The sequence below is a fragment of the Hymenobacter duratus genome, assembly GCF_014698995.1.
GTDB lineage: Bacteria > Bacteroidota > Bacteroidia > Cytophagales > Hymenobacteraceae > Hymenobacter > Hymenobacter duratus.
The window spans coordinates 267,603-279,468 of the sequence record NZ_JACWZZ010000003.1 but is presented as its reverse complement, the minus strand read 5'-3'; the positions used below and the strand labels follow the sequence as shown (position 1 = coordinate 279,468).

Below are 11,866 nucleotides of genomic sequence, written 5' to 3'. Positions count from 1 at the left end.
CGGCCGCTACGACAGCGCCTGCGGGGCGGGGGAGGAGCCGGCGGGGCGCGAACGGTCTTCGGGCAGGGGCACGAATTCGGCGTTGTCGTTGGGCGGGAGGGCAATGCGGCCCGCCTGCCAGTCGGCTTTGGCCTGCTCGATACGCTCCCGCCGCGACGACACGAAGTTCCACCAGATAAACCGTTCCCCCAGCGGCTCACCGCCCAGCAGCATCAGCGTAGCCGGCTCGTGGGCCACAATCACCGGGTCCTGGCCGGCCGTGAATACCAGCAGCTGGCCCGCCGGATACACGCGCCCGGCCACGGCCACGCTGCCTTTGGCCACGTAGGCGCCGCGCTCCGGATAGCCCTTCGGCAGCCCGAATCGGGCCCCGGTCTGCAGCACCACATGCAGGTAGAACAGCGGCGAATGGGTTTTTACGTCGTTGCGCAGCCCGAAAGCGTCGCCGGCAATCAGGCGCATCCAGACGCCCGCATCCGTGAAAATGGGCAGCTGCTCGGGCTGGTAGTTGGCGAAGCTGGGCGCGCTTTCCTCGGCGGCTTCGGGCAGCGCCACCCAGGTTTGCAGCATTTCCAGTTGCCCGCCCACCAACGCATTTGGGTCCTCAAACCGCTCGGAGTGCGCAATGCCACTGCCGGCTGTCATCCAGTTCACCTCCCCCGGCCGGATAATCTGCTCCACACCCAGACTGTCGCGGTGCGTGACCTGGCCGCCAAACAGGTAGCTCACGGTGCTCAGCCCGATGTGCGGATGGGGCAGCACGTCCATGCTGGCGGCTTGGGCGGGCGCCACGTGTACGGGGCCGGCGTGGTCCATGAAGATGAACGGACCCAACATACGGCGCAGCCGGTAGGGCAGAATCCGGCGCACTTCGAAGCCGGGGCTAAGCGCGGCCTGGCGCGCTTCAATGACCATGTCGAGCATAAGACGAGGGGAAGAAGATGCGGGTATTGCTAAGCGTAAGGTAGGAACTGTTGCGTACAGCAACATGCCGCCTTCTCATGAGGCCACCGGGCCAGCAACGGAAATATTCGGGGCGCTGCGTATATACCGGGCTGCCGGCTGCGTATGCTGCTCGTAGCTTGCCGTTCCGAAATCTGCTCTTTCCCCACATGCTAACTACTTCTCCTAAGTCTTCTTCCTCTGATTTTACTGGATTCGTGCGAGTGCGCGGCGCCCGGGAACACAACCTCAAAAACGTCGATGTAGACATTCCGCGCGATGCGCTGGTGGTATTTACCGGGGTGTCGGGCTCCGGCAAATCGTCATTGGCATTCGGCACTTTATATGCCGAGGCCCAGCGCCGCTACCTAGAGTCGGTGTCGCCGTACGCGCGGAGGCTGTTTCACCAGATGGCCGTGCCTGAGGTAGATAGCATCGAAGGCTTGCCGCCGGCCGTGGCGCTGCAGCAGCAGCGCGGCACGCCTACCACCCGCTCGTCGGTGGGCTCGGTCACCACGCTGTCCAATCTGCTGCGCATGCTCTACTCGCGGGCCGGCGACTACCCGGCGGGGCAGCCGATTGTGTACGCCGAAGGCTTTTCGCCGAACACGCCCGAAGGCGCTTGCCCCACCTGCCACGGCCTGGGCCGCACCTACGAAGTAACCGAGCAAAGCATGGTGCCCGACCCCACGCTCACCATCCGGGAGCGGGCTATTGCGGCGTGGCCTCAGGCCTGGGGCGGCCAAAACCAGCGCGACATCCTCGTGACTATGGGCTTCGATGTGGACCGGCCCTGGCAAGAGCTGCCCCAGAAAGACCGGGACTGGATTCTGTTCACCGACGAGCAGCCGGTGGTGCCGGTGTACCCCGGCTACTCGCCCCAGGAAACTCAGCGCGCCCTCAAGCGCAAGGAGCCACCCAACTATATGGGCACGTTCACGGGCGTGAAACGGCACGTGCTGCACACCTTCGCCAATACGCAAAGCCCGCTCATGAAAAAGCGCGCGTTGCAGTATATGATTAGCACGGAATGCCCCACCTGCCACGGCAAACGCCTGCGCCCCGAGTCGTTGGCCGTCACGTTTGCGGGCCTCGACATTGCCGATATGTCGCGGCTGCCGCTCAAGCGGGTGGCTGGTCTGCTGCAGCCTTTCGCCGATGGCACCGCCGCCCGCCAGGCGCACGACGCCGAGCATCCGGAGCAGGCCGAAGTAGCGCGCCGCATTGCCGCCGACCTGGTGGCCCGGCTGGCGGTGCTGCTGGATTTGGGGCTGGGCTATCTGGCGCTGGAACGCAGCACGCCCACCTTGTCGCCGGGGGAGCTGCAACGGCTGCGGCTGGCCACGCAGCTGTATTCCAATCTGTTCGGGGTGGTGTATGTGCTCGATGAGCCCTCTGCCGGCCTGCATCCTTCCGACACCGAAGCCCTACTGTCAGCCCTGGCAAGCCTCAAGAAAGCCGGCAACTCGCTGTTCGTGGTAGAGCACAACCTGGACGTGGTGCGCCAGGCCGACTGGCTGGTAGACGTAGGCCCGGCGGCCGGCGAGCAGGGCGGCGAAATCCTGTACAGCGGTGCGCCGGCTGGTTTGGCGGAGGTCGAAACTTCGCAGACGCGGCGCTACCTGTTCAACGATACGGGCAAACCCACGTCCCGCACGCCGCGCACACCTACGGGCTGGCTGCGGCTGGCCGGCGTCACGCGCAACAACCTGGAAGGGCTGGAGGTGGCGTTTCCGCTGGGCGTGCTCACTACTGTCACGGGTGTGTCGGGTTCCGGTAAGTCCAGCCTCGTGAGCCAGGTGCTGGTAGAGCTGGTGGTGGAACATCTGGGCCAGGCAGTGGAAGCCGAGGAGGAGCATGACGCCGACCCGCTGACGCAAGCCGCGCCAACCGAAACCGGCGGGCGCATCGTGGCAGGCATGGAAAGCATCCGGCGGCTGGTGCGCGTCGACCAAAAGCCCATCGGGCGCACGCCGCGCTCCAACATGGCCACCTATACCGGCCTCTTCGACCACGTGCGCAAGCTGTTCGCGGCCACGCCCGCCGCTCGCCAGCGCCGCTACGACGCCGGCCGGTTCTCCTTCAACGTGGCCAAAGGCCGCTGCGAGAACTGCCAGGGCGAAGGCTTCGTGATGGTGGAGCTGCTGTTTCTGCCCAGCGTGTATGCGCCCTGCCCGGTCTGCCACGGCACCCGCTACAACGCCAAAACCCTGGAAGTTACCTACCAGGACAAGAACATTGCCGAGGTGCTGGGCCTGACCGTGGACGCCGCCTGGGAGTTTTTCGCCGAGGAGCCAGCCATCTACCGTGCCCTCACGGTGCTGCGCGAAGTAGGCCTGGGCTACCTGCGCCTCGGCCAGCCCGCCACCGAACTGAGTGGCGGCGAAGCCCAGCGCATCAAGCTGGCCACCGAGCTGCAGCGCATCGGGCGCGGCAACTCGCTCTACGTCCTCGATGAGCCCACTACCGGCCTGCACCCGTCCGACGTCGAGAAGCTGATGACCCAGCTGGAAGGCCTCGTGGAAGCCGGCAACACGGTGATTGTGGTGGAGCACGACATGCGCGTGGTGGCCGGCTCCGACTGGGTGCTGGACATGGGCCCCGGCGCCGGCGACGAAGGCGGCCAGGTAGTGGCGCAGGGCCCGCCCGCCGAAGTAGCCAAAGTCAAAGCCAGCAAAACCGCCCCCTACTTGGCTCGGTTTCGGGGATAGAACAGCGAAAGTTTAAGCTTCGCTGTTCGCCAATTTCACTCTCCTCACCGCTCCACCCATGCCCGAAAATGCCGATGCAATGTTCATGGGCCGCTGCCAGCAACTGGCACGGCGGGCTGCCGAGGAGGGCGAAAGTCCGGTGGGCGCGCTGCTGGTTTGTAATGGGGAGGTAGTGGCGGCCGAGCGGGAAGCTACGCAGCGGCTGGGGGCCATTACGGCTCACGCCGAGCTGCTGGTGCTGCAGTCCGCGCGCCTGAAGCTGGGCCGCACCGACCTATCGGACTGCACGCTGTACTCCACGCACGAGCCGTGTATGATGTGTGCCTACGCCATTCGCTACCACCGCATTCGGCGGGTGGTGTTTGAGCAGTTGAGCACGTACTGGGGCGGCAGTGCCTCGCTCACTACGCCGCAGGTGCCGCCGGGCTGGGCGCCGCCGCCCGAGTTGGTGCACTGGCGGCCGCAGTAGCGTTGCAAACTGCATCCGTAGCGCAAAACTGGCCGCATTGTGCGTCCTTTGCCATCCTCCATGCTGATTTTTGTGCCTATGCCGGCTGATGCCCTTTCGCTGAGAACTGTAGATGTAACGCGCTATGTGACGCCCCTGCGGGAAGGCGGTTCCCTGCCCGCGCTGGTAGAGGCCAACGACGACTTTCTGTACGTGGTGAAGTTCCGGGGCGCCGGGCAGGGCCCCAAGGCCCTGATTGCCGAGTTGATTGTGGGTGAGCTGGCCCGGGCGCTGGGGCTGCGGGTGCCGGAGCTGGTGTTTATTCAGCTTAATGAAGCCTTCGGCCGTACCGAGCCCGATGAGGAAATCCAGGATTTGCTGCGGGCCAGCACTGGCCTGAATCTGGCCCTGCACTACCTTGCCCGCGCCAGCACCTTCGACCCGCTCGTGACGACCGTGGACGCCCGTCTGGCCTCGCAGGTCGTGTGGCTCGATGCCCTCACGCTCAACGTAGACCGCACTGCCCGCAACACCAACATGCTGCTCTGGCACAAGGAACTGTGGCTGATTGACCACGGCGCGGCCCTCTACGTGCACCACACCGCCCCCAACTGGGCCGAGCAGCAACGCCGGGTCTTTCCCCAGATAAAAGACCACGTGCTGCTGCCCCAGGCCTCTGAGTTGACCGCCGTGGACGCGGATAGCCGCGCCCTGCTTACGCCGGATGCTATCCGCGCCATTGTGGCGCTGGTGCCCGATGAGTGGCTGCTGGAGCCGGACTTGTCGGCGGAAGCACAGCGGGAAGCCTACGTACGGTTCCTGGAAAACCGGCTTGCTGCGTCAGAAACCTTTGTTCAGGAAGCCAATGCTGCCCGCCATGCACTTGTTTGAGTATGCCGTGGTGCGGGTGGTGCCGCGTGTGGAGCGGGAAGAATTCTGCAACGTGGGCGTGGTGCTCTACTGCCGCGACCAGGGTTTCCTGCAGTGCCGCTTCGGCCTCGATGAGGCGCGCCTGCGTGCCCTGGGTGGCCCCGACCTGGACCTGGAGGAGCTGCAAGCCCGGCTGCAGGCCTTCGAAAGAATCTGCCAGGGCCGTCGGCAGGGCGGCCCCATCGGGCAGCTGGGCATAGCCGAGCGGTTTCGCTGGCTCACGGCTACCCGCAGTACCGTAGTGCAAACCTCCGCCGTACACCCTGGCCTGTGTACCGATGCCGCCGAAACCCTGGCGCGCTTGTTTCGGCAGCTGGTAAGCTGATTGTTGAGGGTTAATTGTTTGTTGTCAGGTCGTTTTCAACCAACAATTAACCCTCAACAAGCAGCAATCAACCTATTGCTTCATCACGCGCTGCGTTTTGTCGAGGCCGCGGCCCTTGATACGCAACACATAAATGCCGGGCGCCAGATGCGAAGTGTAGCGGTTGAGCTGGCTTTGCAGCAGTGGGCCGGAGCCTTGCAGGCGCAGCATAGGAGCCCCCTGCGGCAGGTTCACTTCCAGCGAAACCGGACCGACATTGGCCGGCAGCTCGGGCAGACTGAATGCCCGTGCGCCACCTTCCGGATTGGGGTACATATACAGCCGCGCCGAAGCGGCGTTGGAAGGCGCCAGCCCCGAGAAGTTGATGCCGATAAGCACCGGGTCGTGGTCGGAGGAGCGGAAGGGGCTGGCTACGTCGGTGGCGGCACCAGCCGCGTCGTACTGCAGAAACGGAGGCTCGCCGGAGTTGATGTTCCATTTATGCACGTCGATGAAGCCCACCATGTTGGGCGTCACGATGCAATGGTCGAGGGAGCCGGTGAGGCCTTTGAACACGTACGAGGCACTGGTTGGCGGTGTAACAGTCACTAGGCCGGCAGCTCGCAGAATATCGATGGGGTCTTCCTCATAGTTGGCGTTATAGTCGCCGATGCACACCACGTGGCGGGCACCCGCAGGCTTCACCTTCTGGTTGATGAACTGCACCAGCTCGCGGGCCTGCTCGCGGCGGCGCTGGTTGGAGCCGCCCTGGCCGTCGTTCAGGTCGGCGTTGGGGCCGCTGCCGCTGCTCTTGGACTTGAAGTGGTTCACTACCAGCGCCAGCGTGTCGGGGCGGGCAGAGCGGCGGGTGATGAAGAGCTGCCCCAGCGGGGGCCGTTCGAATACGCCCGGCGTCATATCGAGCAGTGCCGGGCCCAGCGGCGTCACAGCGGCCGGCTTGTAGAGAATGGCGCACCGAATCACGTCGGTGTTGTTGGGCTGCTTGGCGGTGCCTCCATCATTTATTAAGGCATACGTGCCGGTCCCGAGCAGCTGGTTGAGGCCGTTGACCAGATCCTGCAGCGCGGAATTGTCGCCGTTGCCGTCGTTTTCCATCTCGCTGAGCCCAATGATATCGGGGTTCATGCGAACCAGTCCGGCCATGATTTTACTGCGCTGGCGGGCAAAATCCTCTGCCGTTTTGGCTCCCCGCGGGGTAGGGTAGCCGCCGCCCGCGCCGTCGCCGTTGAAGTAGTTAAGCACGTTGAAGCTGGCAATCTTCAGGTCGAGGCGGCCGAAGGTGGGCACCGGTGGGCGCTTCACATCAAAGGAAGGAGCATCGGAGCCGGGCAAAGGCTGAATGCGCCATTTGTTGTAGGCGTAGCCCATGATGCCGCGCAGCTTCGGAATGGTGTTGCCTACGCGCACTGTGCGCAGCTGTGGGTCGAGGAACGGAACAGGAGAGGGGTCGGAGGCGGCGCTGCCGTCATCAAGCACCACGGACCGTTCCAGGTTGGCCGCCTGATAGGCGTTGATGGCGGCTACATTGCTGGTGCCGGTGCTGGTGGTGCCGGTGGCCGGGTTGTCGTTTGGGTCGATGAACTGGGTGGGCTGGTAGAGCGTGCCGCCAGTGGTCAGAATCAATTCGCCGCGGCGTTTGAGGCTGTATACGTCGGCCACCGTGAGCGGTACCGGAAACTGCACGCGCATGCCTTCAAAGTGCTCCAGATCAGCCGACGAGTACTGGCCGGCGGGCAGCATGACGAAGTCCGGGAGCTGGTTTTTGGGCCACAGCACCTCCACTTTCGGGTCTGTCAGGACGGCCTGCGTAAAGGAAGGGCCGGCGGCACTTTCCAGCACCGTGCCCGTGATGCGCACATTGTCGCCGATGTTCACTTTGGCGTCGGGCTGCACCACGTACAGCGCGTCGGAAGTGGCGGGGTTGCCGTCGGAGGCCGAGGCTACCTCCTGCACGTAGAAGCCAGCCGGGCTAAGCCCAGGATATACGCCCGTCACTACGGCTTCGATGGTGTAGGTGCCGGGCGTAGCCGTGGCTCCACTGCCCTGAATAGCGCCGATATGGGTGAATGGTACCGCCGGAGCATCGGGGGCTGCCTGGGCCCTGGCAGGTGTGGTGTGGGGTAAAATGCTAAGCGTTAGGAGGGAGGTGCAGAGGGCGGCGGATTTTGAAGCCATGGATGGCGCGGGCAAGAGAGCAAAATGAGGAATAATGAATTATAAAAGTACCATGATCAGGCGTAATAATTACATGCCTTGAAAAGGGATTTTATCCGAACAAGGGGAAAAGCAGGATGAATGGGCCATGATACCCGGCAGGACTAGCGCTACTGGCCGCGCCGCCGCGGGCATCCGTGGGGCTAAAAAGAAGCAACGGGGCATACTGCTGGAAGTAAAAAAAAGAATGCCAGTTAATAATCGGTACTTGCGGCTGCGTACCGGCCGCCCACCCCTGCCACAGGGCCCGGGCGGCTCCGGTATCGTGGGTAGTACCGGCCCGCGAATGAACTTAACCGTTCGGGCAATCCTTGACTGAAGTACCGATAGTAGTGGTAGCGCACTGATGACGGCTGCAGATGAGCATTTCTGCGCCTGGTAGCTTACCGCATGGCGCTCTGCTTTGCGCCCTTCTCCGGTTTCTCCTATGTCTTCCTTCTACCAGCCACCTGCCGAGCTGCTGCACACCTTTGGGTTTGTGCGGTTTGCTTCGCCGCCCGGCCAGGTCCGCTATAGCCGCCCCAGTGACTGTGGCCAGGAAACCATTGTGCTCTACGACGATGACGAGCTGACGCTGCTCGAAAATGTGAACAGCCAATTGCTCTACAGCTTTCAGGGCCGGCTGGCTTCGGAAGCCGAATTCCGGGTGTTGCTGCGCCAGGTAAACTGGGCGGCCGAAGTGCTGCGTTCCTCCTGATTTTTTTCTTCCCCACTACCATGACAGATTCTTACCTGCGAAGCCTCGGCTTTACCCCCACGGAACAGACCCAGAGTGCCATTCGGCCGGCCTTCAGCGCCGCGTGGCGCTACCAGCACGAGCACATGGCGCAGGACGGTGCCCGGCTGTTTATTGAGCATCCGCTGGGTATTGATAGCTGCCGGCTGAGTGCGATGGAGGCGCCATTGGCTGCCGCTGATATCTTTGCGGCGGTGCACCTGCAGGACCAGCCTGCTCTGGAAAAAGCAGTAGCTTCCTACTTCACGGCGCACGGTGGCGTGGGCGAGGTGGTTCCGGCTTTTGTGCCGCATACCTACCTGCCTTACCGCCGGCAGCGCTAGGCGTCGGCCAGTGTGCTTTTCACGCTTTTCTATTGTATTTATGGACAAAGACTTACAACTCAGCCTCGCCAACAACGCCAAAGAATGGCTGGCGCTTTCGCTCTCCATTTCCTCGGCGGAGAAAATTTCCTTTGCCAAGATTCACGACGGCTTCTTCTCCACTTACGGGGCCCACTTTATGGCGCACGTATACCGCGACACGTTTGAGCGGGCGCTGCAAAACACGCCGGAGACGGAGCGCAACAAGCTCATTGGGGCGTTCCGGGAATCGATGGACAAGGCTATTGACGAACACTACGCCACCGGCCAGGAATAGCGGCCCCGGGTGCCGGTGCTTCCGATAAAGCGCACCAAGGGGCCGTATCCGGCGGATACGGCCCCTTGGTGCGTTGTGTGGTTTCAGTAGCCGCAGCGGGCGGCTACTCCCAGTCGTGCAGGAGGCGGCGGAGCAGGATAATCTGGCCGGTGTGGTAGGCCGCGTGGTCGGCCAGCAGGTGGGCTTCGCGCAGCAGGGTCTGGCCGGTGCCGTGCGCAAAGGGTGCCAGCAGGTCCTGCGCTTCGTCGTGGAGCAGGGCCAGAAAGCGTAGACGGTCCTGCCGGATGTGGGCCAGCGTAGCCTGCCACCGGGCGCTGCCCGCCGATTCGTGCGGGGCGGGCCAGTAGCCCTCGGGCCATTTCGGCGACTTGTGGTGGGCGTGCAGGCAGAACTCCACGATGTCCCACTGGGCAATGCGGACGTGCTCGGCCAGCTGCCAGATGGTGTAGGGCAGGCCGGGCACCTGCCGGTTCAGCAGCTCCGGCGGAACGTCGGTGCAGGCGTCGTCGAAGGGGACGTGGGCGTTGCCTTTGGTGAGCAGCTCCTGCAACTCATATACGAGGCGTTGGCGCGTGGTTGGTTCCATAGCGAAGCTATACGGGAACCGGGCCGGTACGGGGGCGTTGCTGGCCGGTGGCCGGAACTGCCCCGGCCGGTTTGGAAGATACGGCGGCAACATAGTGCTACCGGGCACGGCCAGACTTGCTACCTTCGCAAAGTAGTAGTGCACCCGGCCCGGCAGAGGGCCGGCCCCTGCGGGCTGCTACCAGATTAGATGGCTATGCATGTAGTAGAGCGACATAATGTAACGGTTTCCGGGGCCGGCAGCCAGGCGATGGTGTTCGTGCACGGCTTCGGCTGCGACCAGCGCATGTGGCGGCAGGTAGCACCGGCCTTTGAAGCCGATTACCGGGTGGTGCTGCTGGATCTGGTGGGGGCCGGCCACTCCGACCTGACGGCCTACGACCCCGCGCGCTACAGCACGCTACAGGCCCATGTCGAGGATATGCTGGAGGTGCTGCAGGCGCTGGATCTGCACGATGCCGTGTTCGTGGGCCACTCCGTGAGTGCCATGATTGGGGTGCTGGCAGCCCTGCGGGAACCGGCGCGGATTGCGCGGCTGGTGCTGGTGGCGCCCTCGCCGCGCTTCATCAACGATGCGGACTATACCGGCGGCTTCGAGCCGGCCGATATTGAGGAGCTGCTGGAGGCCATGGACAACAACTACCTGGGCTGGTCGGGGGCAATGGCGCCGGTGATAATGGGCCACCCGGACCGGCCGGCGCTGACGCAGGAGCTGGAGGCGAGCTTCTGCAGCACCGACCCGGCCATTGCGCGGCATTTTGCGCGGGTCACGTTTCTGGCCGACAACCGCGCCGACCTGCCCCGGCTGCACACGCCGGCCCTGATTCTGCAGTGCGCGCAGGATGCGCTGGCCCCGGTGGCGGTGGGGCGCTACGTGCACCGGCAGCTGCCCAACAGCCAGCTGGTGGTGCTGGACACGTCGGGGCACTGCCCGCATCTGAGCGCGCCCGAGGCTACTATTGCGGCAATCCGACAGTTTATGACAGTAGTACGTATGCCGGGGGTATGAGCGAAGACAACAACGAGCTGCTGCCTGACCTTGATCTGCGCCTGACGGAAAGTAACCCCGACGACCTCTACGACCGGGCACCGTGCGGGTATTGCTCCTGTTTGCCCGATGGGACGCTGGTGCGGCTCAACCAAACCCTGCTGGGCTGGCTGGGCTACCGCCGCGAGGAGCTGGTGGCCCGGCGGTGCCTGCAGGAGCTGTTTACGATAGGCGGGCAGCTGCACTACGAAACGCACGGGGCGCCGCTGCTGTTGCTGCAGGACCAGGTGCGGGAGCTGAGCTACTCGCTGCGCTGCAAAGATGGCCGCATGCGGCCGGTGCTGCTGAATGCGGTGCTGGTGCGCACGGCCGAGGGCCAGCCGCTGGTGATTCAGGCCACGCTGTTTGATATTACGGAACGCCGCAAGTATGAGCAGGAGCTGCTGCGCACCAAGCAGCTGGCCGAGGAGCAGCGCGAGCAGCTGGCCCGCGCCAATGAGCAGCTGGTGAGCAAAAATGAGCAGCTTACGCGCATCAATGCCGACCTGGACAGCTTCGTGTACACGGCCTCGCACGACCTGAAGCAGCCCATTGATAACATGGCGGGCCTGTTTGAGGAGCTGAAGAGCGCGGCCACCTTCCACGACCCCCAGGCCGCGCCCATGCTGACCATGTTTGAAGGGGCGCTGCGGCAGATTCTGAGCACTATTCAGGGGCTGACGGAAGTGGTGCAGCAGCAGCGGGCTCTAGAGCAGCTGCCGGCGGAAGAGGTGGCGCTGCAATCGTTTACGGAAGATATTATCCGGGGGCTGCAGCCGATGTATGCGCCGTATGCCACGCCGTTCGTGCTCGATTTCGGGGCGGTGCCGACGCTGCGGATGGCGCGCTCCAGCCTGCACAGCATGCTCTACAACCTGCTCAGCAACGCGCTGAAATATGCTATGCCCGGCCGCGCGCCGCATATCCGGGTGAGTACGGAGGCGGCCGGGGACAGGGTGGTGCTGGTGGTGCAGGATAATGGCCGGGGCATCGATCTGACGCGCCATAGCAAGGAGCTATTTCAGCTGTTCCGGCGCTTTCATCCGGACGTGGAGGGCTCAGGCATGGGGCTGTACCTGGTAAACCGGCTGGTGCACCAGGTGGGGGGGCAGGTGGAGGTAGACAGCACCGTGGACCAGGGCACCACGTTCCGCATCTATTTGCCTCGGTAGCAGGTAGCCGAATTTCCGGGCCAGCAGTCGGCAATCTGGCTGGTATAACAGTCTGAGTGGGGTAGCCAGATAGGCTGGCATGGAGGCTAGATGCAAGCCGCGCCATAGTTTTCGCGAAGTCATTCTAGCGGTTTCAA

At 63.8% G+C, this 11,866-nt stretch carries 12 protein-coding genes; 9 read left to right on the top strand and 3 right to left on the bottom strand.

Features of this window, described 5'->3' with window-relative positions; translation table 11 throughout:
• Positions 1–6: 6 nt before the first annotated feature.
• Positions 7–924: a pirin family protein gene (locus IC231_RS14720; protein ID WP_190785260.1), complete on the bottom strand. Its 918-nt coding sequence runs from the start codon at positions 922–924 to the stop codon at positions 7–9.
• A gap of 188 nt (positions 925–1,112) precedes the next feature.
• Here IC231_RS14720 and uvrA point away from each other — a divergent pair, with 188 nt between their 5' ends.
• From uvrA to IC231_RS14700, 4 genes are read left to right on the top strand one after another with little or no spacing between them, the layout of a single operon-like run.
• Positions 1,113–3,653, top strand: a complete 2,541-nt coding sequence (uvrA, locus tag IC231_RS14715; RefSeq protein ID WP_190785259.1) for an excinuclease ABC subunit UvrA — start codon at positions 1,113–1,115, stop codon at positions 3,651–3,653.
• Between the two features lie 58 nt (positions 3,654–3,711).
• Complete coding sequence (locus IC231_RS14710) at positions 3,712–4,122, top strand: nucleoside deaminase (RefSeq protein WP_190785258.1); 411 nt, start codon at positions 3,712–3,714, stop codon at positions 4,120–4,122.
• A 60-nt stretch (positions 4,123–4,182) separates the two neighbouring features.
• Complete coding sequence (locus tag IC231_RS14705; RefSeq protein ID WP_211539086.1) at positions 4,183–4,992, top strand: HipA family kinase; 810 nt, start codon at positions 4,183–4,185, stop codon at positions 4,990–4,992.
• Complete coding sequence (locus IC231_RS14700) at positions 4,970–5,356, top strand: DUF3037 domain-containing protein (RefSeq protein WP_190785508.1); 387 nt, start codon at positions 4,970–4,972, stop codon at positions 5,354–5,356. The genes IC231_RS14705 and IC231_RS14700 overlap by 23 nt, the downstream gene beginning before the upstream one ends.
• 72 nt (positions 5,357–5,428) lie before the next feature.
• On the opposite strand, the gene IC231_RS14695 is transcribed toward IC231_RS14700, so the two are convergent.
• Complete coding sequence (locus IC231_RS14695) at positions 5,429–7,531, bottom strand: ExeM/NucH family extracellular endonuclease (RefSeq protein WP_190785257.1); 2,103 nt, start codon at positions 7,529–7,531, stop codon at positions 5,429–5,431.
• A gap of 466 nt (positions 7,532–7,997) precedes the next feature.
• On the opposite strand from IC231_RS14695, the gene IC231_RS14690 reads away from it, so the two are divergent.
• Genes IC231_RS14690 through IC231_RS14680 form a run of 3 tightly spaced genes read left to right on the top strand, consistent with a single transcriptional unit; the run spans position 7,998 to position 8,945 of the window.
• The gene (locus IC231_RS14690) at positions 7,998–8,267 is read left to right on the top strand and encodes a hypothetical protein (RefSeq protein ID WP_190785256.1); all 270 of its coding nucleotides are present in this window, start codon (positions 7,998–8,000) and stop codon (positions 8,265–8,267) included.
• A 20-nt stretch (positions 8,268–8,287) separates the two neighbouring features.
• The gene (locus IC231_RS14685) at positions 8,288–8,629 is read left to right on the top strand and encodes a hypothetical protein (protein WP_190785255.1); all 342 of its coding nucleotides are present in this window, start codon (positions 8,288–8,290) and stop codon (positions 8,627–8,629) included.
• 40 nt (positions 8,630–8,669) lie between these two features.
• The gene (locus tag IC231_RS14680; RefSeq protein ID WP_190785254.1) at positions 8,670–8,945 is read left to right on the top strand and encodes a hypothetical protein; all 276 of its coding nucleotides are present in this window, start codon (positions 8,670–8,672) and stop codon (positions 8,943–8,945) included.
• Positions 8,946–9,048: 103 nt separating this feature from the next.
• On the opposite strand, the gene IC231_RS14675 is transcribed toward IC231_RS14680, so the two are convergent.
• Positions 9,049–9,531 (bottom strand): DinB family protein, encoded by a 483-nt coding sequence (locus IC231_RS14675; RefSeq protein ID WP_190785253.1) that lies wholly within the window; start codon positions 9,529–9,531, stop codon positions 9,049–9,051.
• Between the two features lie 195 nt (positions 9,532–9,726).
• Here IC231_RS14675 and IC231_RS14670 point away from each other — a divergent pair, with 195 nt between their 5' ends.
• Positions 9,727–10,539 carry an alpha/beta fold hydrolase gene (locus tag IC231_RS14670; RefSeq protein ID WP_317173285.1) on the top strand — a complete coding sequence of 271 codons (813 nt, stop codon included), beginning with the start codon at positions 9,727–9,729 and terminating at the stop codon, positions 10,537–10,539.
• Positions 10,536–11,729 (top strand): sensor histidine kinase, encoded by a 1,194-nt coding sequence (locus tag IC231_RS14665; protein ID WP_190785251.1) that lies wholly within the window; start codon positions 10,536–10,538, stop codon positions 11,727–11,729. Before IC231_RS14670 ends, IC231_RS14665 begins: the two co-directional genes overlap by 4 nt.
• Positions 11,730–11,866 lie beyond the last annotated feature (137 nt).